The sequence below is a fragment of the Pseudomonas sp. P4_C1 genome (assembly GCF_056402155.1).
The window spans coordinates 119028-140354 of sequence record NZ_JBFUHY010000001.1 but is presented as its reverse complement, the minus strand read 5'-3'; the positions used below and the strand labels follow the sequence as shown (position 1 = coordinate 140354).

General features: G+C 59.8%; 21 protein-coding genes. 6 read left to right on the top strand and 15 right to left on the bottom strand.

The annotated features are described in order from the left end of the window. Nucleotides 1–83: 83 nt before the first annotated feature. From AC1DU9_RS00620 to AC1DU9_RS00590, 7 genes are all read right to left on the bottom strand, one after another. The gene (locus AC1DU9_RS00620; protein ID WP_477809631.1) at nt 84–959 is read right to left on the bottom strand and encodes a hypothetical protein; all 876 of its coding nucleotides are present in this window, start codon (nt 957–959) and stop codon (nt 84–86) included. 171 nt (nt 960–1130) lie between these two features. Further along, nucleotides 1131–1505: a hypothetical protein gene (locus AC1DU9_RS00615; RefSeq protein WP_477809630.1), complete on the bottom strand. Its 375-nt coding sequence runs from the start codon at nt 1503–1505 to the stop codon at nt 1131–1133. Nucleotides 1506–1873: 368 nt separating this feature from the next. After that, complete coding sequence (locus AC1DU9_RS00610; protein ID WP_477809629.1) at nt 1874–2584, bottom strand: SDR family NAD(P)-dependent oxidoreductase; 711 nt, start codon at nt 2582–2584, stop codon at nt 1874–1876. Nucleotides 2585–2628: 44 nt separating this feature from the next. After that, nucleotides 2629–3285, bottom strand: a complete 657-nt coding sequence (locus AC1DU9_RS00605; protein WP_477809628.1) for a DsbA family oxidoreductase — start codon at nt 3283–3285, stop codon at nt 2629–2631. Then, complete coding sequence (locus AC1DU9_RS00600) at nt 3282–3503, bottom strand: tautomerase family protein (RefSeq protein WP_007972813.1); 222 nt, start codon at nt 3501–3503, stop codon at nt 3282–3284. Before AC1DU9_RS00600 ends, AC1DU9_RS00605 begins: the two co-directional genes overlap by 4 nt. A gap of 240 nt (nt 3504–3743) precedes the next feature. Then, nucleotides 3744–4034: a hypothetical protein gene (locus AC1DU9_RS00595; RefSeq protein ID WP_223462748.1), complete on the bottom strand. Its 291-nt coding sequence runs from the start codon at nt 4032–4034 to the stop codon at nt 3744–3746. A gap of 252 nt (nt 4035–4286) precedes the next feature. Next, the gene (locus tag AC1DU9_RS00590) at nt 4287–5351 is read right to left on the bottom strand and encodes a S8 family peptidase (protein ID WP_477809656.1); all 1065 of its coding nucleotides are present in this window, start codon (nt 5349–5351) and stop codon (nt 4287–4289) included. A gap of 267 nt (nt 5352–5618) precedes the next feature. Between AC1DU9_RS00590 and AC1DU9_RS00585 the strand changes: the two genes are divergently transcribed. From AC1DU9_RS00585 to AC1DU9_RS00575, 3 genes are all read left to right on the top strand, one after another. Beyond that, complete coding sequence (locus tag AC1DU9_RS00585; RefSeq protein WP_477809627.1) at nt 5619–7553, top strand: RecQ family ATP-dependent DNA helicase; 1935 nt, start codon at nt 5619–5621, stop codon at nt 7551–7553. Nucleotides 7554–7799: 246 nt separating this feature from the next. Beyond that, a complete protein-coding gene (locus AC1DU9_RS00580) occupies nt 7800–9026 on the top strand; it encodes a 3-hydroxyacyl-CoA dehydrogenase (protein WP_477809626.1) in 1227 nt (408 codons plus the stop codon). 173 nt (nt 9027–9199) lie between these two features. After that, entirely contained in the window at nt 9200–9622 is a 423-nt protein-coding gene (locus AC1DU9_RS00575; protein WP_477809625.1) for an acyl-CoA thioesterase, read from the top strand. A gap of 66 nt (nt 9623–9688) precedes the next feature. On the opposite strand, the gene AC1DU9_RS00570 is transcribed toward AC1DU9_RS00575, so the two are convergent. From AC1DU9_RS00570 to AC1DU9_RS00555, 4 genes are all read right to left on the bottom strand, one after another. Then, a complete protein-coding gene (locus tag AC1DU9_RS00570; protein WP_223462744.1) occupies nt 9689–10174 on the bottom strand; it encodes a glycine zipper domain-containing protein in 486 nt (161 codons plus the stop codon). A gap of 360 nt (nt 10175–10534) precedes the next feature. Next, a complete protein-coding gene (locus AC1DU9_RS00565) occupies nt 10535–12883 on the bottom strand; it encodes an FdhF/YdeP family oxidoreductase (protein WP_477809624.1) in 2349 nt (782 codons plus the stop codon). After that, nucleotides 12880–13719, bottom strand: coding sequence for a formate dehydrogenase accessory sulfurtransferase FdhD (gene fdhD, locus AC1DU9_RS00560; protein ID WP_218429609.1), 840 nt, complete (start codon nt 13717–13719; stop codon nt 12880–12882). Before fdhD ends, AC1DU9_RS00565 begins: the two co-directional genes overlap by 4 nt. Before the next feature lie 92 nt (nt 13720–13811). Next, nucleotides 13812–14699, bottom strand: a complete 888-nt coding sequence (locus tag AC1DU9_RS00555; RefSeq protein ID WP_223462742.1) for a LysR family transcriptional regulator — start codon at nt 14697–14699, stop codon at nt 13812–13814. 128 nt (nt 14700–14827) lie between these two features. Between AC1DU9_RS00555 and lysM the strand changes: the two genes are divergently transcribed. Continuing rightward, nucleotides 14828–15268, top strand: a complete 441-nt coding sequence (lysM, locus tag AC1DU9_RS00550) for a peptidoglycan-binding protein LysM (RefSeq protein WP_477809623.1) — start codon at nt 14828–14830, stop codon at nt 15266–15268. A gap of 128 nt (nt 15269–15396) precedes the next feature. Here lysM and yrfG read toward each other — a convergent pair whose 3' ends face one another. Beyond that, complete coding sequence (yrfG, locus tag AC1DU9_RS00545; RefSeq protein WP_150755608.1) at nt 15397–16059, bottom strand: GMP/IMP nucleotidase; 663 nt, start codon at nt 16057–16059, stop codon at nt 15397–15399. Between the two features lie 88 nt (nt 16060–16147). On the opposite strand from yrfG, the gene nudE reads away from it, so the two are divergent. Together nudE and cysQ are read left to right on the top strand one after the other, a co-directional pair. Further along, nucleotides 16148–16714 carry an ADP compounds hydrolase NudE gene (gene nudE, locus AC1DU9_RS00540; protein ID WP_223462740.1) on the top strand — a complete coding sequence of 189 codons (567 nt, stop codon included), beginning with the start codon at nt 16148–16150 and terminating at the stop codon, nt 16712–16714. Then, nucleotides 16711–17538, top strand: a complete 828-nt coding sequence (gene cysQ / locus AC1DU9_RS00535; RefSeq protein ID WP_477809622.1) for a 3'(2'),5'-bisphosphate nucleotidase CysQ — start codon at nt 16711–16713, stop codon at nt 17536–17538. Before nudE ends, cysQ begins: the two co-directional genes overlap by 4 nt. A gap of 74 nt (nt 17539–17612) precedes the next feature. On the opposite strand, the gene AC1DU9_RS00530 is transcribed toward cysQ, so the two are convergent. From AC1DU9_RS00530 to AC1DU9_RS00520, 3 genes are read right to left on the bottom strand one after another with little or no spacing between them, the layout of a single operon-like run. Next, the gene (locus AC1DU9_RS00530; protein ID WP_223462738.1) at nt 17613–18068 is read right to left on the bottom strand and encodes a YiiD C-terminal domain-containing protein; all 456 of its coding nucleotides are present in this window, start codon (nt 18066–18068) and stop codon (nt 17613–17615) included. A gap of 40 nt (nt 18069–18108) precedes the next feature. Beyond that, the gene (locus AC1DU9_RS00525) at nt 18109–19503 is read right to left on the bottom strand and encodes a sigma-54-dependent transcriptional regulator (RefSeq protein ID WP_477809621.1); all 1395 of its coding nucleotides are present in this window, start codon (nt 19501–19503) and stop codon (nt 18109–18111) included. Further along, nucleotides 19500–21308, bottom strand: a complete 1809-nt coding sequence (locus AC1DU9_RS00520) for a sensor histidine kinase (protein WP_223462736.1) — start codon at nt 21306–21308, stop codon at nt 19500–19502. Before AC1DU9_RS00520 ends, AC1DU9_RS00525 begins: the two co-directional genes overlap by 4 nt. Nucleotides 21309–21327: the final 19 nt, after the last annotated feature.

The following is a 21327-nucleotide window of genomic DNA, read 5'->3' as shown; positions in this document are numbered from 1 at the left end:
GCTATAGGTTCGTTTGCACTACATCCGGATTTGCACAAAAAAAGGACGCAAAGCCCATCGGCGGGAGGGGGATAAGTGCTTTTTTATCCGTTTTTTTCTTCTCTATCCGGTTTTATATTCGATGCATGCATATGGGCAAGAGACTTATCTAGCAACGCGCCCGCTTCCAAACGCTGAAGCTCCATCTGCGCACGGTATTCCACTGCATCGGTGGCAAGTCCGAGTTCACCTCGCATCGCTATCTCAAGCTCTCCCATCAGTTTCCCGAAGGGTGTCAATATTGTATAAATTGTTTTATTAAACTCCGCGACTAGGCGATCTTGTTCTTGCTCTTTAATATCTCTTTGCTTCTTATGCCCAGCAATCATTTCGGAGCATTTCTCGTACCCCGCCATCAGCGACTTTAAATTTTCCATGACGGCATCTGGACTGTTTCTTTGACCGTTCAACTCTGCCAATATTTTTTCGGCTTTAGTCTCAAAGAGTTCAATATTTTCATTAAACCCTGACATATATGTTCGGGCATCTTGAATTAATTGAACATCCAACATCAATCCGATGTAAATCTTCGAACATTCGGCTTCAAGGGACGTTATCAAAGAAACCGTCTTTGGCTCTGCAACGAGCTTCGCCTTAGATAAAGCCGACTGAAATCCATGCAATTCTTCAGATGTATTGGTTTCCGCCAGGTCTATATTTGGCAAATTAATAAAATGCCTCATTACCTTATGAGCCTCCTCGACTCCTCGCAGGTAGACTTCACGCCTGATGCCAGCGATACGTTCTTTCGCCTTTTCCGATGCATCATGCTTCAGCTGTATATTCAGTCGATTTGTGTTACTCCTATTGGATAATATAACGCCACTTAGAGTCAGCACTGACGCTACAATCCCGGACCAGACCACATCCGGTATTGACTGAAAATAACCAACTACTTTTTCCATAATATCTATACACATAAGAGCTCCATATGGCGTCTACTGTATTTTTATCCGACCTTCGGTTCCATTGGCAAAGTGTTCAGGGTTCTAGTGTTCGCTATCCTGATTTGAATGGAGGTAGCAATCAAAAAGCCCGCTGCGTGCGGGCTTGAGACCATTCGGAAGACTATCAGGGTATCGAAGCCCTCACTATGTGACCGCTGTCATCCTGATCACACTCTCCACGTCCCATATTTCACCAATGGTGGTGGTGTGATTGACGCCACCCATGGTGGCGAGTCCGCTGCCGGCCACGCTGAAATAAAACTTGTTGTAGAACGGAGCATTGGCGACATAGAAGCCGCAGCTCGACAAGCCCGGATGCTTGATGATTTCAGCGCTGGCCGAGATCCCCGTCGGCCCCCACAGTTTGGCATCAGGCAGCGAACCCAAGGTAATTACCTGTTGGAAGCCGCCGACGGCGACGTCCTCCTTACTGGCATACGGCACGCGCATGGCGGTATCGGTAATGACTTCCCCGGTAGTGTCCGACAGCAGGCGCTTGATCGGCAGCATGGTCAACATGGCGGATTTCAGGACCAACGATTTGTACCACACCACCTTCTGCAAGGAATTGGGGACAGGAATTGGGGACAGACCACTTATTTTCGGGGGATGTTTACCATTCCGTATGCGGCTCTGAATTGTTTACTTGCCAGCCGACAATGTGCTGATACCTCAAAATTCCCGGATTCGATTCCACCGAACACCATAATTAGCTGATTTATTTATAGTTACTAGTTGGGGTACGCCAAATTTTCCACCGACTTCCAGACCCGCAGAAAACCTAGCCTCCCTGAAACATACCGTTCGTCTGGTGCCGCACCATACAAAACAAAGCCCCTGCATAAATGCAGGGGCTTTATTGTTTCCGGGGGGTTGGAAAAGCGCTTTCAGTGTCCCGCGCTCTGACCACCGTCCACGTGCAGGATTTCGCCGGTAACGAACTTGGCGCCGTCCAGATACACGACCGCTTGTGCAATATCATCGATCTCGCCCATGTGCCCGACCGGGTGCAGATTGCCCAGTGCTGCGTGGGTTTCTTCGCCGTGCATCGGGGTCTTGATGATGCCCGGGCTGACGGCGTTCACCCGAATCCCGCGCTTGGCGTATTCGATGGCCAGGGATTTGGTTGCCGCGTTGAGGCCGCCCTTGGTCAGCGAAGCCAGCACTGATGGCACGCCGTCGATGGCGTGGTCCACCAGGCTGGTGGTGATGTTGACGACGTGGCCACTGCCCTGCTTTTCCATCTCGGCGATGGCGAGTTGGGTGATGTAGAAGAAGCCGTTGACGTTCACCGACAACACATTGGCGTAGTCTTCTGCGGTGTACGCGGTGAACGGTTTGGCGATGAAGATCCCGGCGTTGTTGACCAGGGTGTCGATGCGACCGAAACGGGAAATCGCTTCACGGATGACGCGCTGGGCGGTTTCCGGCTCGCCGATGTCACCGGCCACGGTGTGAATGTCCGGATCGGTGGACGGCTTGATCGAGCGCGATGTGGCGACGATCCGGTAACCGAGTTCACGGAAGGCTTGGACCATACCGTCGCCGAGACCTTGGGACGCGCCGGTGATAACGATGACTTTTTTCGAACTGCTCATGATGAAGACCTCTGACAATTAAAAGTGGGGTAGAAAATCTGTAATCAGGCTTCGGCCGGTGCCTTGGCCATTTGTCTCAACATCTGTTCGTAGTACTCGACCGATTGCGAACCGGACACCAGGTGATGACCGTTCAGTACCATGGCCGGGACCGAATTGATGCCGCGCTGCTGGTAGTACGCTTCAAGCTCTCGCACCTCATCGGCGAACGCGCCGGACGCCAGCACCTCTTGTGCATTTGCCCCATCCAGCCCCGCTTCAGTCGCCAGACGCACCAGCGCCTGGTGATCACTCGGGTTCTCGCCTTCGCTGAAATAGCCCCGAAGCAGCACCTTCTTCAGCTCGACTTGCCGGCCTTCCTGCAACGCCCACAGCAACAAACGGTGCGCATCGAAGGTGTTGTAGAAGTGCGTGCGTTTCTCCAGATCGAACTTGAAGCCGATGGCCTCGCCGCGAGCGATTTGCATGGCCTTGCCGGCGGCGATGTCGTCGGCTGTTCTCCCGTACTTGCGCATCAGGTGCTCGACCGCTTGCTCACCTTCGGCCGGCATGTTCGGGTTCAACTCGAACGGCTTGTAGGTCAGCTCGACCGAGACTTCCCCGGCCACGTTCTCGATCGCCTGCTCCAGCGCCGTCGCCCCCAATGCGCACCAGGGGCACACCACATCGGAGATGAAATCGATGGTGACGGAGGTCGTCATGACTTCCCCTCTGCCTCGGCCAGTTGCTTGCGGTACTGGGTGGTGGTGATGCCGGCGTAACCCCAGTTATCGGTGTCGACTTCCTCGATCACGATGTGGGTCAGGTCAGGGCGTTTATTGAGGACGCGTTCCAGTGTTTCAGTGATTTCGGCAATCACCTGAGCTTTCTGCTCAGTGGTAACGCCATCGCGGGTGATGCGTACGGTTACGAAAGGCATGAGGGAAACTCCAGTGACCTTCCCGTCGGGATGATGGGAGAGGCGTTGGAGGTGAATGTAGGGGGTTGGCGGGAGGGGATAAAGGTGGGGGCGGGAACTTCATTCGTTACCTGGTGTAATTAGTGCTGTAGAACTCCCGGCTCGCCCGAAGGCGTCCCGCACGCAGCCGCCATGGCAATGCACTGCGAGAACATAAATGTCCGCGGTGCGAATGCTCCTACAGGGGATTATGGTGGTGCTTCAGCCGGTGAGTTTCGGCAAGCGTTGCCGGGCGATGTCGAGCATGTCGTTGCCGTCCTGGGTCAGCAGGTACAGGGCGCTGACGATCTTGGGGATGTCGCTCGCTTCGGCCTGTTTGAAACACGTGCAATAAAGGGTTTCGAGCAGGTCGCTGGCGGCGCGGATGCGTTGTCGGGCGGCGTCGAGGATCTCGAAGGGGTCGGCCTCGGTATCGATGACCAGCACCGGGGTTTCACTGTAGCTGGATTTAAGCGACTGATAGCGTTCGGTAGATGTCTTTAGCGAGGGCATTGATGTCTCAGTCCGGTAAGAGATCGGAGGTCACTCCGGCAGGCCGCCACTGTATTTTCAGCCGCGCTAAAACTATGAAGAGTGTGGCGAAGCAGAGCAATACAGCCGCAATGGACAGGTTTTGTAGGGCGTTTACTGCCTTGGGAGGAATGCTCCTACGCCCCCCCCCGGGTTTGTCGAAGAATGCTTCTACAGGAAATGATTCCTACAAAGCTGCGCAGAAAAATATGTAGGGTGCTCGATGGGCCGGATTCAATCGACTGCCGGTGCGGGAGGACGTCGCGACGCCGCATCAAGGTCGAGCAATCCTCGGCCGTAGGCTTCACTGTTGGCGTAGAGACCGGTCCGGTTTGCGGTTTCAAGCAAGTGGTTGCGCACTTGCTGTGCACTCATTTCGGGGTACAGGCTCTGGACTGCCGCCAACGCGCCACTGACCAATGCGGCGGCGGGGGACGTACCGGCAGTCTGGACGTATTTGCCGTCCTTTCCAGTGGTCAGCAATCCCTGGTCTGCGCCTGAGTCCCCACCAGGAACGGCGATGCACCAGGCCGCTGCGACACCACAATAATTAGATTTGCCATTGATGGCACTGCCATCGTTTTTCAATGCAACTACGGCGATCCAGCCCTTTTCCAACTCAGGGATGGCAAGGGGTAAACCCGGCTCTGCAAGAGGCTCTCGTTTGAGTTCATTACCGGTCGGAAACACAAATACCGCGCCTTGCTGAACCAGTTTTCGCGCGCTCGTCAGCGACTCGGGCATGACCTGTTTGTAACGTGCTTCGGTGATTTCCGTTGCTGGAATGGCATTGGCCCACGAGTTGTTGAATATGCGCGCACCGAGATCGAACCCGGCTTGCCAGGAACGGGAAATTTCACTGTCGAAGAAGAAGGGTTCGTTGTCGTCACCGAAACGGTAGGGGATCAGTTGAGCGTTGAACGCAACGCCGTGCATACCCCGGTCGTCTTTGTTGGCGGCCAGAATGCCGGCCATTTGAGTGCCGTGGCCAACGCGATCATGGGTGCCGGGACGATTCTCGACATAGTCAAAACCGGGGTCGCGGACCCTGCCTTGAAATTCTGGCAGTTCGGCGTTCAGGCCTGAGTCAATCAATGCGACTGGTACGCCTTGGCCGGTGCCGCCACGTGCGTACAGGCGTGATGCCTGGATGACCGCCAACCCCTTTTGAGCGTGATACTCGGCTGTTTCGAATGTGCCTGGTTTGATTGCGGGCTTTTCGGGCGTGGTCAGACATCCACTGAGCAGCAGCGGCACTGGCAGCAACAGAGCAAATGGAAAAACTGTTCGTTGAAACATGATCGGTCCTTCGACAGGGGCCGCGCACATCAGGCCTCCTGTGGTCATGAAGACTTCGCGCAGCGTTACGGGTGTGGGGGTGAACCATACCTGTGGGGGGAGACGGTGCGTCAGGTGGCAAAGTGCTCTGTGTGTTTCATTCTGTGGCGTCAGCAGGGCGTGTTGAGGCTGTATCATCCCGTATCGTTTATGCCCCGACCTTTTCTCGATTCGCTGCGATCACCGACTAGTCTTTTGGCTTTGCAGCGGTCAACGGAGTGACAGCTTATGCACAACACCCTGGAACAGGTTTTCGGTTATCCACAATTTCGACCCGGTCAGGAGACGGCCGTCAGTGCCGTGCTGGCCGGGCGTTCGGCGGCGGCGATTTTCCCCACCGGTTCCGGCAAATCCCTTTGCTACCAATTGCCGGCGCTGTTGCTGCCGCACCTGACGCTGGTGGTCTCGCCGTTGCTGGCGTTGATGCAGGATCAGTTGGCGTTCCTGCAGCGCCACGGCATCTCGGCGGGCAGTATCGATTCGGCCCAAAGCCGCGATGACGCCAGTGATGTCATGGCCCGTGCCAGGTCCGGCGAGTTGAAGATTCTGATGATCTCGGTGGAGCGCCTGAAGAACGAGCGCTTCCGGCATTTTCTGCAGCAGGTGCCGATCTCGCTACTGGTGGTGGACGAGGCGCATTGCATTTCCGAATGGGGTCATAACTTTCGCCCGGACTACCTCAAGCTTCCCGACTATCAACGCCAGTTCAACATCCCGCAGGTGCTGCTGCTGACCGCAACGGCGACGCCCAAGGTGATCGTCGACATGCAGGCGAAATTCGCCATCGCCGCCGAGGATGTGGTGACCACCGGTTTCTATCGCCCGAACCTGAATTTGCTGGTGGAGCCTGTTCGCGGAGCGGACAAGCGCAGGCGTCTGGTCGAATGGATGAGCCAGCGTCCGGACCAGCCGGGCATCGTCTATGTCACCTTGCAAAAAACCGCCGAGCACATCGCTGAACACCTGAACCGCAACGGCATTCAGGCCGAGGCTTATCACGCCGGGTTGCCCCATGAGCAACGGGAAGCGATCCAGCGCCGCTTCATGGGCGGGCAGTCCAATTGCATCGTCGCCACCATCGCCTTTGGCATGGGCATCGACAAGAGTGACATCCGCAACGTGGTGCATTTCGACCTGCCAAAATCCATCGAAAACTACAGCCAGGAAATCGGCCGCGCCGGGCGTGACGGGCAGCCGTCGGACTGCCTGGTGTTGGCCAACCGCGACAGCCTCAACGTGCTGGAGAATTTCGTCTACGGCGACACGCCCGAGCTGGATGGCATCCGTTGCGTGCTTGACGAGATGCATGCCGCAGCACCCGAAGGCCAGTGGGAGTTTCTGCTGGGACCGCTGGCCGATCAGAGTAATATTCGCCAGTTGCCGCTCAAGACCTTGCTGGTGCAACTCGAATTGCGCGGGTTGATCGCCCCGCGCTACGCGTACTACGCCGAGTACCGTTTCAAGTATTTGCTTGAGCCCGAGGCGCTATTGGCGCGTTTCGAGGGCGAGCGCAGGGATTTTGTCGCTGCGATCATCCAGACTTCCAGCCGTGCCCGGACCTGGGCCACGGTGAATTTCGAGGCGTTGTACGAGCAGCACCAGGCCGAGCGCAGTCGGGTGGTCAAGGCGCTGGATTACTTCCAGGAGAAGGGCTGGGTGGAGCTCGAAAGCAAGCAGATGACCGAGGTCTACAGCGTGCTGCAAAGCGGGTTCGACAACGTCGCGTTGAGCGAGGAGCTGCACGGCTATTTCACTCGGCATGAGCACACCGAAGTCGCGCGGATTCATGCGATGCTGGATCTGTTCGCTACCGACCGATGCCTGGGTTATCGCCTGGCCGAGTATTTCGGTGACCACCATGCCCCGCAGCGATGCGGGCATTGTTCGGTGTGTCACGGGCAAGTGGCGCGGTTGCCCGCACCACCGGAGTTGCCGGCGCTTGTGGATAAGAATTTCGAGGCGCTGTGTGGCGATTTTATCCACAGGCACGAGCAGCACATGGGCAACGTGCCCTCGGCTGAACGCGTGACACGGTTTCTGTGCGGGATCAGTGTGCCGCTGTTCACCAAGCTAAAGGCAAGGACGATTTCGGGGTTTGCGGCGCTGGAAGATTATCCGTATGCCGAGGTACGCAGTTGGGCCGAGCGGAATCTTGCCGGCTGAACCAAAACCCTGTGGCAGCGAGCTTGCTCCGGGCGGCGTTCCGACGATGGCGATTTGTCAGTCACCATCACTGTTGAATGTGCCGACCTCATCGCGGGCAAGCCCGCTCCCACAGGGATTTGCGGTGTATTCAAAGGGGCTGCATCCATTCGCTGAATGTTGCTCATCACAGGAATAAATTTCAAAAAAACCCAGTGGCTGACTATGGTGATGGCTGTCTTCGGATCGCCAACAAGAGAACAAAACATGAGCCAGACTCCGTTGAATATTCAGCGCGCCGCCGTCATCGGTGCGGGCACCATGGGCCGTGGCCTTGTCATGTGCCTGGCCAATGCCGGAGTGGCCGTGCAGTGGCTCGACAATAACCCGCAGATGCTGGAGCAGGCGCTGGTCACCGTGGCGGACACCTATGCCCACAATGTGCGCCAGGGCCGCATTGACCAGAGCGAAGCCGATGCCCGTGTCGCGCGCGTTACGGCGGCAGGTGGTTATACGGCCATCCACGATGTCGACCTGGTCATCGAGGCGGTGTACGAAAACCTTGAGCTCAAGCAGAAAATCTTCCGCGAGCTCGATGGCCTGCTCAAACCTGAAGCGATTCTGGCGAGCAATACTTCTGCGCTGGACATCGACGCCATTGCTGCGGTTACGGGTCGCCCGCAGCAGGTCCTGGGCCTGCACTTTTTCAGTCCGGCGCACATCATGAAGCTGCTGGAAATCGTCCGTGGCGCGCAGACTGCACCGGCAGTTCTCGACGCAGCACTGGCGCTCGGCCAGCGCATGGGCAAGGTCAGTGTGGTGGCGGGCAATTGCGACGGCTTCATTGGCAACCGCATGCTCAATACCTACGTGCTCGAAGCGCGCAAAATGCTGCTGGAAGGCGCTTATCCCTACCAGGTGGACGCAGCGCTGCAAGGGTTCGGTTTCGCCATGGGGCCGTTCCGCATGTTCGACGTGGTGGGCATCGACCTGCAGTGGCGCGCCCGGCAACTGTCCGGTATCGGGCAGGATGCGCCGGAGGTTCAGGTGGACAACCGACTGTGCGAAATGGAGCGTTTTGGCCAGAAGAGTGGCAATGGCTATTACCACTATGAGCCGGGCAGTCGCCAGGCCGAACACGATCCACAGGTGGATGCGCTGGTGCTGGAAGTCAGCGAAAGGCTGGGGTTCCATCGTCGCGAGATCGGCCCGGAGGAGATTCTGGAGCGCTGTTTACTGGCATTGGTCAACGAGGGCGCGAAGATCCTGCAGGAAGGCATCGCCGGATCGGCTCACGACATCGATCTGGTCTACCTCTATGGTTACGGATTCCCGGCGGACAAGGGCGGGCCGATGGCCTGGGCGGATCAGCAGGGACTGGCGGACATTCATCGGCGCTTGATGGACCTTGAGACGCGTCAGGGCGATCACTGGCAACCGGCACGGGTGATTGGCGAGCTCGCGGCGGCTGGCAAGGGCTTTGCTGACAAGTGATGGATGCGGCGCCTGTGAGGGCGCCTTCGCGAGCAGGCTCGCTCCTACAGGTGATCGGCGTTGAAGACAGCTAGTGTGTCTGGTCGAGATCCAATGTGGGAGCGAGCCTGCTCGCGATGAATACAACGCGGTTTTCGCCTTAGACTGGCGAACCCACTCAGGAATCAACGCCAATGCCCCAACGCACCGACTACCCGCACTTCCAACCCATCACCACCCGCTGGCACGACAATGACGCCTACGGTCACGTCAACAACGTCACCTATTACAGCTTCTTCGATACGGCAGTGAACACCTACCTGATCGAAGTCGGCGGCCTGGATATCCATGACGGTGAAGTGGTGGGGTTCGTGGTGAGCTCGGCCTGTGATTACTTTGCTTCCATTGCCTTCCCGGACCGCATCGAGATCGGTCTGCGGGTGGGCAAGCTGGGCAACAGTTCGGTGCAATACGAACTGGCCGTGTTCAAGCAAGGGGAAAACGAAGCCTGCGCGGCGGGGCGCTTCGTGCATGTATTTGTCGATCGTGCGTCGAATCAACCCGTGGCGATTCCTGCAGGGTTGCGCGGGGCGCTGGAGCGTCTGGCGGTTCAGTAAGGAAAAAAATCGCAGCCCTTGGGCTGCGATTTTTGATGTACCAGTTATAGCGAGGCGATGGATGCCTTAGTCGTCGTCGTGCCAGCGATGCTTGCGGTGGCCATAGGCATGGCCGTGGTGACGGTGGCCGCCACGGTAGTAACGACGATCGTCATAGTCACGATAGGAACGACGACCGCCGTCTTCATCATCGTACTCTTTGCCCATGTGGTTACCCAGCGCGCCACCGGCACCGCCGCCTGCTGCGGCGCCGATCAGACTGCCGGTGGTGCCGCCCATGCTGCGGCCGACCACGTTACCGCCTGCTGCGCCCAACGCACCGCCAAGGGCTGCTTCGCCACGACTGTGTTTGTTTGCGCCGACGGCGCTACCACCCGCGCCACCCAGGGCCGCGCCGATGGTGGAACCTGTACTGCCGCCTAACGACTGACCGACGACCGAGCCTAGAACCCCGCCCAATGCGCCGCCTACACCGGCTTCGGTGGTGCCGCCAGCAGACGCGATACCGCTGACCAGGCCAAGGGACAACAAGAGAATCGAGGAGAACTTCATGGAGGAACCTCAAGGGGATGACGGCGCGATCCTGAGGCTCTGGAATGGGCGTGACAATCGAAATCCGACGAATAACACGACCTGTATACAATATTGCAAGTTACTGTTTTTCGGGCGGAACTTAACGTTTTTTTGCCGGTCTTTTACTACTTCGCAAAGGCCGTTTTCATGAGACAACGGCCTTTTTTGTGGGCGCTTGAAAAGTATTTCATCAGTGCTGGTCTGTATGTTGAAGCTTCCGACGCCATCGCGAGCAAGCTCGCTCCCACAATGGATCCTGGTCGAACACAAATGCTGTGCTCACAGAAGATCAAATGTGGGAGCGAGCTTGCTCGCGATGGCGCCAGATCAGCCACTACATTACGCAGACCTGGCCATGATCAACCCGGTCTCACTCGCCGCTTTCAACTGGATCGCCACAAACTTCGATGTTGGCGTATGGCTGCCATCGCCGGTGCTTTCCAGCGGCACCAACGGGTTCACTTCCGGATAGTAGGCCGCCGCTTGCCCGGCCGGGATATCAAACGCCAGCAGCGTGAAGCCTTTTACCCGACGCTCAACACCATCGTCCCAGAGTGAAACGATGTCCGCCTTCTGCCCCGGCTTGAAGCCCAGGCGGATGATGTCGGCTTCGTTGACGAACAACACGTCACGCTGTCCCTTCACGCCGCGATAACGGTCGTTGAGACCATAGATAGTGGTGTTGTACTGATCGTGGGAACGCATCGATTGCATGATCAGATCCGGCAGCACCCCGGTGGCGCGGGTGCGTTCGTGCACCAGATCCTCGGGCAGGATGTTTGGCTTGAAATTGGCCCGGCCCGACGCAGTGCTCCACTTGCGCGCACCGGCACTGTTGCCCAGGTAGAAACCGCCCGGATTCTTGACCTTCTCATTGAAGCCCTTGAAGCCTGGAATGGTCTCGGCGATCAGCTCACGGATGCGACGGTAATCGGCCACCAGCCAGTTCCAGTCCACCGGGCGGCTGCCCAGGGTCGCGGCGGCGATGCCGGCCAGGATCGCCGGTTCCGAGCGCATCTGGTTCGACAGCGGCTGCAGTTGACCATTGGAGGCGTGGACCATGCTGAACGAATCTTCGACGGTCACCGCTTGCGGGCCTTCGGCCTGGATATCGATGTCGGTGCGGCCCAGGCACGGCAGGATCAGCGCATCCTTGCCGTGGGTCAAATGGCTGCGGTTGAGCTTGGTGCTGATCTGCACGGTCAGGTCGCAGTTCTGCAGGGCCTGGAACGTGCGTTGGCTGTCCGGCGTGGCTTGAGCGAAATTGCCGCCCAGACCGATAAAGACTTTCGCCCGGCCTTCAGCCATCGCATGTATCGCCTCGACCACGTTGTGGCCGTTGTGGCGCGGCACCTTGAACTGGAAGCGACGCTCCAAGGCATCGAGGAACGCCACTGGCGGACACTCGTTGATGCCCATGGTGCGGTCGCCCTGCACGTTGCTGTGACCACGCACCGGACATAGACCGGCACCGGGCCGGCCGACGTTGCCGCGCAGCAGCATCAGGTTGGCGATTTCCTGGATGGTCGCCACCGAATGGCGGTGCTGGGTGATGCCCATGGCCCAGCACATGATGACGTTCTTGCCCTTGGCGTACATGCGCGCCGCTTGTTCGATCTCCACCAGCGTCAGGCCCGACTGCTCGACGATTTGCTCCCACGGGGTGTCGTCGATGGCCGCCAGGTACTCCAGCACATTGGCGCTGTGCTCATTGAGGAAGTCGTGGTCGAAAACCGCCGGAGCACCGGTTTTCTGTGCGTCGCGTTCCCACAGCAAGAGAAATTTCGCCATGCCACGCATGATCGCCATGTCGCCGCCAAGGGCCGGGCGGAAGAATGCGGTGTTGGTTGGCTTGTCGCCGTTGGTGAGCATTTCGATCGCATGCTGCGGGTGCTGGAAACGTTCCAGGCCACGCTCCTTGAGCGGGTTGATGCACACCACTTGAGCGCCGCGCTTCACCGCTTCGCGCAGCGGCTCGAGCATCCGTGGGTGGTTGGTGCCGGGGTTCTGGCCCCAGACGAAAATCGCGTCGGCGTGTTCGAAGTCGTCGAAGGTCACAGTGCCTTTGCCGACACCGACGCTTTGCGACAACGCGACACCGCTGGCCTCGTGACACATGTTCGAGCAGTCAGGGAAGTTGTTGGTGCCATAGGCGCGCACGAACAGCTGATAGAGATAGGCCGCTTCGTTGCTGGCCCGGCCCGAGGTGTAGAACTCGGCCTGATCCGGACTCGACAAGCCGTTCAGGTGTTTGGCGATCAGCGCGAACGCGTCGTCCCAGCTGATCGGCTTGTAGCGGTCGGTTTCGGCGTCGTAGCTCATCGGCTCGGTCAGGCGGCCCTGGTATTCGAGCCAGTAGTCACTCTGCTCCAGCAACGAAGTGACGCTGTGTCTGGCGAAGAACTTTGCATCGACCCGGCGTTTGGTCGCCTCCCAGTTCACCGCTTTGGCGCCGTTCTCGCAGAACATCACCATGCCCTTTTCCGGAGAGTCGCCCCAAGCGCAACCCGGGCAGTCGAAGCCACCGTTCTGGTTGGTCTTGAGCATTATGCGCAGGTTTTTCAAGGCGTTATCGCTGGTCAACCAGGCCTGGGCGACGCTGATCAGTGCGCCCCAACCACCGGCCGGGCCTTTGTAGGGCTTGTAGCGAGGGACAGGTGTCTGATCGGCTTGACGGTGTTGACTCACGCTTGTTTCTCCAACGTTGGGCTGTAGACCCGCGGCGCATTCTTCTGTGGCAGATGGATGAGGTTGAGGTTGTGGCGACGGGCCCATTGCACGGCAAGGCCCGTGGGCGACGACAGGCTGACCAGGGTCTGGATGCCGGCGCGCAAGACTTTCTGGATCAATTCGAGGCTGCAGCGGCTGGTGACAATCGCCAGCCCGCCAGCGGTCGGGATCTTCTGGCGGATCAATCCGCCGATCAGTTTGTCGAGGGCGTTGTGCCGGCCGATGTCTTCGCGGCCCAGCAGCAACTCGCCCTGATCATTCATGAACACCGCGGCATGTACCGCACCACTGTGCTGGCCAAGGGGCTGGAACGCGCCGATGCGCTGACGCAGGCCGTCGAGCCATTCGGCAGGCGGCAAGGGTGCGCCAGGCAATACCTGGAGCTCGGGCAGTGCCTGCTCCACTGCTTCCACGCCGCACAGCCCGCAACCGCTGGTGCCGGCCAGTTGCCGACGCTGCTGCTTGAGGTTCCAGAAGGCGCGGTTGGCGATGGTCACTTGCGCGTATTGCGCCGAGCCAGAGCCGGTCAGTTGCAGGTCATAAATATCAGTGGCGTCCTCGATGATGCCGCTGCCCAGGCTGAAACCGACAATGAAGTCTTCCAGATCCGTGGGTGTCACCAGCATGACCGCCTGGCTGATGCCGTTATAGGCAATCGCCAACGCGACTTCCTCGGCCAGCGCGGTGCTGGTCGATTCCGTGTCTTCAAGGTTGCTGTAACTATAAGTCTGGCTGGCGGCAGGCGCGGGCGTTTCGAGGGCAGGCGCCGCGCAGGCTGGGCGCTTGGTGTTCATGGCATCACCGACGGTTTGATCAGCTTTAAGACTAGGCGTGACAACTTGTCACGTCTAATCGTTAGTACTGATCTGCCGATAGACTCCGTCGATCAAGCACTGGGCAACGATTGTCGATAGATCGCGAAACAAGCCTCCGCCAAGGCCGAGCGTGGCGCGCTGCGACGCATGATCAGCCCCAGCCGGCCCAGGGTCTGGGCGTTTTCGATCGGTTGCAGGCGCAGATGATCGGTCAGCTCTTCCAGACCTCCGTCCAACGGCATCACGGCGCAGCACAAGCCGCCGTGCACAGCTTGTAACAGTTGATGCACGGCATCCGTTTGCAACAGAGGCTGCGGGGTGAGGCCGCGGCTGTGGAAGTTGTGGTCGATGGATTGGCGAAAGTGCATGCCGCTGGTGAGCATGCCCAGTGGCAGTTCGATCAATGATTCCCAGCTCAGCGGCGCCTCGCCAAAGCTGAAAAAGCGTTGGTCGTAGAGCAGGCCCATGCGGGTTTCGCTGAAGGCCAGCGAGTCGAAACGTTCGGCATCCAGGCGCTCCAGGTAGGAAACACCGAGGTCCAGGCGATTGTTCGCCAGTTGTTCGAGTATTTGCTCCGAACTCAGCGCCGAAAGCTCGAAGCGCAGGTTCGGGTGCTCGGCATGCAGGCGTTGCAGCAGCGGCAGCGGATCGAAGCTCGACAGCGGCACCACGCCCAGACGCAAGGTGCCGACCAGATTGCCGCGACAGGCAGCCGCCTCGGCATACAAGCCGTCGTACGCCGCCAGCACCGTGCGCGCCCACGCCAGCACTCGCTCGCCCGGCGCCGTAAAACCTTCGAAGCGCTGACCGCGATTGACCAGCGGTAGGTCGAGTTCTTCTTCGAGGCTGCGCAGGCGCATCGACAGTGTCGGTTGAGTAATGTGGCAGCGCGCGGCGGCCTGACCGAAATGGCGGGTTTCGTCGAGCGCGATGAGGAATTTCAGCTGCTTGATGTCCATCTGCGCTCCAGGGGTTGGGAAGGTGCGGATTCTATCGCATGCGGGGTCATTGGTCGGGCTGGATTCGCAGGTGACGACCGTGGTCTAGGCTTTGACGTCTGGAATCCGAAACCCAAGGAGAGTGCACCATGAGTCTTTTGAGCTTTGTGAAGGAAGCGGGCGAAAAGCTGCTGGATCTGCTGACGCCAGGCAACGCCAATGCCAGTGATCAGTTGAAGGAGCACATCAGCAAAGTCGGCCTGGGTAACCCGAATGTGCAAGCGACGGTCGAGGGTGACAAGGTCACGGTGACCGGTGAAGTGGCGAGCCAGGAAGAGAAAGAAAAAATCCTGCTGGCGGTGGGCAATATTGTCGGGGTTGGCAGTGTGGATGATCAGATTATCGTGACCGGGCCTGTAGTCGCTGCCGCGGTATTTGTCACCGTCGTGAAGGGCGATACCCTCAGCGCAATTTCCAGGCGCGTGTACGGCGATGCCAACAAGTACAACAAAATCTTCGAGGCCAACAAACCAATGCTGTCGCACCCGGACAAGATCTATCCGGGGCAGTCGTTGCGGATTCCTGAGTAAGTCGTCAAACCGCGTGATGGCCATCGCGGGCAAGCCACGCTCCCACAGGATCTGAGCCGTTCACGAAGGATGCGAACGACGCAGATCCTGTGGGAGCCTGGCTTGCCCGCGAAGCAGGCGCCTCGGTATCAAAGCCCCGCAATCAAATCCCGATAATCCCCGACCGCCGCAAACTCCGCCGTATCCTTCGGCCCCTTGCGGCTGTCCGGTTCACGCACGGCCAGCAAATGCGCCACGCCAAAGTCCCGTGCACTGCGCAAAATCGGCAAGGTGTCGTCGATGAACAGGCTGCGCGCCGGATCGAAATCGATATCGGCTTGCAGCGCATCCCAGAACTGCGGGTTTTCCTTGGGGAAGCCGTAGTCATGGGAACTGATCAAGCGCTCGAAGTACGGCGCCAGCTCGATTTTTTCCAGCTTCAACGACAGTGCATCCCGATGGGCATTGGTGATCAGCACCACGCGCTTGCCGGCCCGCTTGATCGCCGCCAGAAAGGTGTCGGCATCCGGGCGCAGGGCGATCAGATGCGCGGTTTCCAGTTTCAGGTCGCGCACCGACAGCTTCAGTTCGGCGCTCCAGAAGTCCAGGCAGTACCACTGCAACTGGCCGGCATTGCGCTCGAACAACGGCTGCAATTCCATCTCGGCCATGGCCCGGCTGACCCCGTGCAGTTCGGCGTAACGCTGGGGCAGGTGCTCCATCCAGAAGTGGTTGTCGAAATGCAGGTCCAGCAGCGTGCCGTCCATGTCCAGCAGAACGGTATCGATGTCGGACCAGGGTAATGAAGGCATGGCAACGTCTCGGGCAGTAGAAAGATTTCTGGCGTAAACAATCGGGCAAGCCGCGTTATAGTAGCGCGTTCACGCCAAGGAGCTTTGCATGCGCCAGAAACCCACCATACTCGCCCGCGAAATTGTCGCCACCAGTCGATTGTTCTGCGTCGAAGAGCTGAAGTTGCGCTTTTCCAACGGCGTGGAGCGCACCTATGAACGCCTGGTTGGCAAGGGTGCCGGGTACGGCGCGGTGATGATCGTGGCGATGCTCGATGCCGAGCATGCGGTACTGGTCGAGGAGTATTGCGGCGGCACCGATGCATATGAAATGTCGTTGCCCAAGGGTTTGATCGAGCCGGGCGAAGACGTGCTGGCGGCGGCCGAGCGTGAACTCAAGGAAGAGGCCGGTTTCGGTGCGCGGCAACTGGAGCACCTGACCGAGCTGTCGCTGTCCCCCGGTTACATGAGCCAGAAGATTCAGGTGGTGCTGGCCACCGACCTCTACGAAGAGCGTCTGGAAGGCGACGAGCCCGAGCCGATGCGGGTGGACAAGATCAATCTGCGTGAACTCTCGGCGCTGGCGCAAAACCCGCAATTTACTGAAGGCCGAGCCTTGGCGGCGCTGTACCTGGCCCGAGACCTGCTGACTCAGCGCGGAGCGTTCCAGCCATGAATTTCCCGCATCCGTTGATGGCACCGGTCATCGAGCTGGCCTTGCAGGCCGGTGAGGCAATCCTGCCGTTCTGGCGCACGGGCACGGCCGTCACGGCGAAGGCTGATGATTCGCCGGTGACCGCTGCAGACCTGGCCGCGCACCACCTGATTCTGGCCGGGCTGACGAAACTGGACCCGAGCATTCCGGTGCTCTCCGAAGAGGACGCCAACATCCCCCAAAGCGTGAGGGCCGGATGGCAGCGCTGGTGGCTGGTTGATCCGCTGGATGGCACCAAGGAGTTCATCAGCGGCAGCGAAGAATTCACCGTCAACATCGCCCTGATCGAAAACGGTCGAGTGGTGTTCGGCGTGGTGTCGATGCCGACCAACGGTCGTTTCTATGTCGGTGGCGCCGGCCTCGGTGCCTGGCGCGGCGATAAAGGTGGCACGCCGGTGGCGATCAAGGTGCGTGATGCATTAGCGCCAGGCGAGTCGTTCACCGTGGTGGCCAGCCGTCGCCATTCGAGCCCGGAGCAAGAGCGTTTGCTGGCCGGGTTGAGCGCCAGTCTTGGCGAGCTGCAACTGGCCAATATCGGCAGTTCGCTGAAGTTTTGCCTGCTGGCCGAAGGGGCGGCCGATTGCTATCCGCGCCTGGCGCCGACTTCGCAGTGGGACACGGCGGCAGCGCAAGGCGTGCTGGAAGGCGCTGGCGGTGAGGTGCTGGAGTTGAGCGGCGAACCGTTCAGCTATCCGGCGCGGGAGTCGCTGTTGAATGCGTTCTTTCTGGCGCTGCCGGCGAAAGCGGCCTGGCGGGAGAAACTGCTGGAATTGGCACGCGCATAAGATCGCTGCCACGCGCTGATGCAAAAACCTTGTGGGAGCGAGCTTGCTCCCACAGGTTTTGCGGTGGTCCTGGTTTACCGGTGCAACACGTACTGCCCGATAAACCTCACCGCATCCTCATCACGACCTTCATTGACGACCCGCGTATGCAGCGTCAACCGCGCTCGGCTGTATCGCTGGAAGGTGGTCAGGAATTTCTTCCAGATCACCGGGTCCGGCGCCTGGCAAATGGCGTTGGCATCGCCCGTCACCGGCAGCGGATAGCTGATCTGCCCTTCCTGAATCACGATGTGCCCGTCGGTAATGCCTTCTTCCTTAAGGCGCAAATGCAGCCAGCCCCAACCGGCCAGGACCGCGCCGCAATACAGGCTGCCGCCGAACATGGTGCTCTTGTGGTTGACGTTGGCATCCAGCGGCAAGTGCAGGCGCAGTTGCTGGTCATGCCAATCGAGCACTTTGAGGCCCATGTCCCGGGTGAGGGGAATGTCGTGATGGAGGACTGATTCCAGTTGTCGACTGTCGCGGCTCATTCAGGGGCCTCTTGCTTGAAGTGGATGATTGGACGGTAGCTCAGTCGAGGTCGTCAGGGTGGGCCGAGGCGCCACTGTCGGCGAAACTCAGACCGTGTTTGCGCAGTTTGTCGTGCAGGGTCTTGCGCGGAATGCCGAGGGCTTCGGCGACGCTGCGCACGGAGCTGTGCGAGCGGGCCAGTTCGGCGGCGATGAGGGTTTTTTCGAAGTTCTCCACTTGCTCGCTCAAACCGCCGCTGACGACTTCGACCCTGTTGCCAGCGCCGCCTTGCGGCGTGCTGTTGTCGAGGGCCAGTTCCAGCCCGAGGGCAAAACGCTCAGCCGCATTTTGCAGCTCGCGCACGTTGCCGGGCCAGGTGTGGCGCAGCAGCAAGGCACGTTGTCCCGGTTGCAGTTCATGGGGCGGCAAGCCGTGGCGGGCACTGGCTTCATCGGCGAAATGCTGGAACAGCATCAGGGCATCTTCGCCCCGTTCGCGCAGCGGCGGAATCCGTAGCGGCGCGACGTTCAGGCGGTAATACAGGTCGGCACGGAAACGCCCCTGATCCGCCGCCTGGCGCAGGTCTTCCTTGGTCGCGGCGATGACACGGATGTCCAGCGGGATCAGTTGATTGCCGCCCAGGCGTTCGACTACCCGTTCTTGCAGCAAGCGCAGCAATTTGACCTGCACATCCAGGCTCATGCTTTCGATTTCATCGAGGAACAGTGTGCCACCATTGGCGAATTCGAACTTGCCGATGCGGCGTTTCTGCGCGCCAGTGAAGGCGCCGGGCTCATGGCCGAACAGCTCGCTTTCGACCACGGATTCGGCCAGGGCACCGGCGTTGATGGCTACGAACGGACCGTTGCGACGGCTTGATAAATCGTGCAGCGCCCGGGCCACGACTTCTTTGCCAGCGCCGGTTTCGCCGAGGATCAGCACATCGGCCTTGGTCGCCGCCAGGGCACCGATCTGCTCGCGCAGGCGCAGCATCGAAGGTGAGTGACCAACCAGGCGAGCGCTTAACTCATTGCGGTCGCTCAAGGCCAGCCGCAGGCTGCGGTTGTCCAGCACCAGTCGGCGCAGGGCCAATGCGCGGCGCACGCTGTCGAGCAGGGCGTCACTGGCAAACGGTTTTTCCAGAAAGTCATAGGCCCCGGCGCGCATGGCCTGCACGGCCAGCGGCACATCGCCGTGGCCGGTGATCAGCAGCACCGGTAGTTCAGGGTCCTGGGCATGCAGTTCGGTCAGCAGTTCGAGACCGTCCATGCCGGGCATGCGGATATCACTGACCACCACACCCGGCCAGTCGCGCTCCAGTTGCGCGGCCAGGCCCTTGGCTTCGGCCAGCGGCAGGATTTTCAGGCCCGCCAGATCCAGCGTCTGGCTCAGGGCCTGGCGCAAGTGGGGATCGTCGTCGATCAACACGACCTGAATGCGGTTGTCGATGGTCATGCACTTCGGTCCTCGGACGGTTGCAGGCTCACGCCCGGTGCGCCTGCGCGCAGCTTCAGGGTAATCAGGGCGCCGCCCTCCTTGTGGTTGGCGAACGACAGTTCACCGCCGAAGGCGCGCATCAGGGTTTCGCAAATCGCCAGCCCCAAACCCAGGCCCTGGGTTCGGGTCTTGGTGGTGTAGAACGGCTCGCTGGCGCGCCCAAGGGCTTCCATGCAAAAGCCGGGGCCGTTGTCGCGAATGTACAGGTTGACGCCATCGGCCGTGGATTGGGCACTCAGCCAGAGTTTACGTGGCGGGCCTTTTTCCGTCAGGGCATCCAGGGCGTTGGCCAGCAGATTGCCGAGTACCTGGCGCAGTCGGGTTTCCCCGGCCTCGACCCACAGGGTGGCGGCGGGCAAGTCGCGGATCAGCTCGACTTCCATGCTGCGTCGACGCTTGGCCAGCAAGGCCAGGGCATCGTCCAGCGCCGGTTGCAGGGCGACGCTTTCCGGGGCATGCCGGTCGCGCCGGGCAAAGGCGCGCAAGTGGGCGATGATCGAGGCCATGCGACCGGTCAATTCACTGATCAGCTTGAGGTTGCCGCGGGCATCGTCGGTGCGCTGGTGATCGAGCAGCACCTCGGCGTTTTCCGCGTAGCTGCGAATCGCTGCCAGTGGCTGATTGAGTTCGTGGCTGATGCTCGCCGACATGGTGCCCAGTGCCGACAACTTGCCGGCCTGCACCAGATCATCCTGGGCGCGTACCAGCTCCTGCTGGGCCTGTTCACGCTCCAGCACTTCCTGTTTCAGGCGCCGGTTCAGGCCTTCGAGATCGCTGGTGCGCTCGGCGACCCGACCTTCCAGCTCGCGGCGGGCCTTGGCTTCGAAAGCGATGCGTTCGAGGTAATGGCGACGGCGCTGCATCATCAGGCCGAGCAGCAGCATCAACACCAGCAACGCTGCGCCACCGATGGCCACCACCGTGCGCACCGGACGGTCGATCAAGGTGCGCGGGGCGAGGATGCTGACGTCCCAGCCGGTTTCGGCGATCTGCCGGGTCTGGGTCAGCCAGGCATTGGGATTGAGCTTCAGTGGTTTGGGATCGCGGGTTGGATAGGGCTGGATCGCTGTGATGGCCTTGCTTTCTTCCTCGTTCAACGGGCGAGTCGAGCGGAATCGCCACTCCGGTCGCGAGGTGAGAATGACCACGCCGTTGTGGTCGGTCAGCAGCAGTTGTTCTGGAGTTTTGCCCCAGAGGCTTTCGGTGTGGTCGAGGTCGACCTTGACCACCAGCACTCCGACGATTTTCTCGCCATCGCGTACGCCGGCGGCGAAGAAATAGCCGCGCTTGGCGGAGGTTGTACCCAAACCAAAGAAGCGCCCGAGTCGCCCGGCCATGGCTTCGCTGAAATACGGCCGGAAGGAAAAATTGCGCCCGACGAAACTGTCGTGTTTGTCCCAGTTAGAGGCGGCCAGGGTCTTGCCGGTGGCGTCCATCAGGTACATGACTTCGGCGCCGGTCTGGGTGGCGATGTTTTTCAGCAGGCGGTTGGCGTTGCCTTGGGTGACGCCATCGTCCGGCGCGCCGAGAACGGCACGCAATGCCGGCAGGTCGCCGAGGATCTGCGGCAACACTTCATAGCGATGCAGGGTACCCAGCAGGTTGGCGACGTAGAGGTCGAGGGTCTGACGATTCTGACTGGCCAGCTCGCTGCGGTAGTAACGCTCGGCGAGATGCTCCAGCGGCCACAGCAACGGTGCCAGGCACAGTGCCAGCAGGGCCAGACTGCGCCAACGGGGTCTGGGGGGGAGAGTCGGTTTCATGAGCAGCATGCGCCTGTGG

What these genes read in the sequence shown, in the direction of transcription:
- AC1DU9_RS00570 (WP_223462744.1), bottom strand. Translation starts at nt 10,174, where the DNA reads ATGAAGTTCTCCTCGATTCTCTTGTTGTCCCTTGGCCTGGTCAGCGGT.
- AC1DU9_RS00605 (WP_477809628.1), bottom strand. Translation starts at nt 3,285, where the DNA reads ATGACGACCTCCGTCACCATCGATTTCATCTCCGATGTGGTGTGCCCC.
- AC1DU9_RS00600 (WP_007972813.1), bottom strand. Translation starts at nt 3,503, where the DNA reads ATGCCTTTCGTAACCGTACGCATCACCCGCGATGGCGTTACCACTGAG.
- AC1DU9_RS00530 (WP_223462738.1), bottom strand. Translation starts at nt 18,068, where the DNA reads ATGAGCCGCGACAGTCGACAACTGGAATCAGTCCTCCATCACGACATT.
- AC1DU9_RS00595 (WP_223462748.1), bottom strand. Translation starts at nt 4,034, where the DNA reads ATGCCCTCGCTAAAGACATCTACCGAACGCTATCAGTCGCTTAAATCC.
- AC1DU9_RS00620 (WP_477809631.1), bottom strand. Translation starts at nt 959, where the DNA reads ATGTGTATAGATATTATGGAAAAAGTAGTTGGTTATTTTCAGTCAATA.
- nudE (WP_223462740.1), top strand. Translation starts at nt 16,148, where the DNA reads ATGCGCCAGAAACCCACCATACTCGCCCGCGAAATTGTCGCCACCAGT.
- lysM (WP_477809623.1), top strand. Translation starts at nt 14,828, where the DNA reads ATGAGTCTTTTGAGCTTTGTGAAGGAAGCGGGCGAAAAGCTGCTGGAT.
- yrfG (WP_150755608.1), bottom strand. Translation starts at nt 16,059, where the DNA reads ATGCCTTCATTACCCTGGTCCGACATCGATACCGTTCTGCTGGACATG.
- AC1DU9_RS00615 (WP_477809630.1), bottom strand. Translation starts at nt 1,505, where the DNA reads ATGTTGACCATGCTGCCGATCAAGCGCCTGCTGTCGGACACTACCGGG.
- cysQ (WP_477809622.1), top strand. Translation starts at nt 16,711, where the DNA reads ATGAATTTCCCGCATCCGTTGATGGCACCGGTCATCGAGCTGGCCTTG.
- AC1DU9_RS00590 (WP_477809656.1), bottom strand. Translation starts at nt 5,351, where the DNA reads ATGTTTCAACGAACAGTTTTTCCATTTGCTCTGTTGCTGCCAGTGCCG.
- AC1DU9_RS00585 (WP_477809627.1), top strand. Translation starts at nt 5,619, where the DNA reads ATGCACAACACCCTGGAACAGGTTTTCGGTTATCCACAATTTCGACCC.
- AC1DU9_RS00555 (WP_223462742.1), bottom strand. Translation starts at nt 14,699, where the DNA reads ATGGACATCAAGCAGCTGAAATTCCTCATCGCGCTCGACGAAACCCGC.
- fdhD (WP_218429609.1), bottom strand. Translation starts at nt 13,719, where the DNA reads ATGAACACCAAGCGCCCAGCCTGCGCGGCGCCTGCCCTCGAAACGCCC.
- AC1DU9_RS00580 (WP_477809626.1), top strand. Translation starts at nt 7,800, where the DNA reads ATGAGCCAGACTCCGTTGAATATTCAGCGCGCCGCCGTCATCGGTGCG.
- AC1DU9_RS00575 (WP_477809625.1), top strand. Translation starts at nt 9,200, where the DNA reads ATGCCCCAACGCACCGACTACCCGCACTTCCAACCCATCACCACCCGC.
- AC1DU9_RS00610 (WP_477809629.1), bottom strand. Translation starts at nt 2,584, where the DNA reads ATGAGCAGTTCGAAAAAAGTCATCGTTATCACCGGCGCGTCCCAAGGT.
- AC1DU9_RS00525 (WP_477809621.1), bottom strand. Translation starts at nt 19,503, where the DNA reads ATGACCATCGACAACCGCATTCAGGTCGTGTTGATCGACGACGATCCC.
- AC1DU9_RS00520 (WP_223462736.1), bottom strand. Translation starts at nt 21,308, where the DNA reads ATGAAACCGACTCTCCCCCCCAGACCCCGTTGGCGCAGTCTGGCCCTG.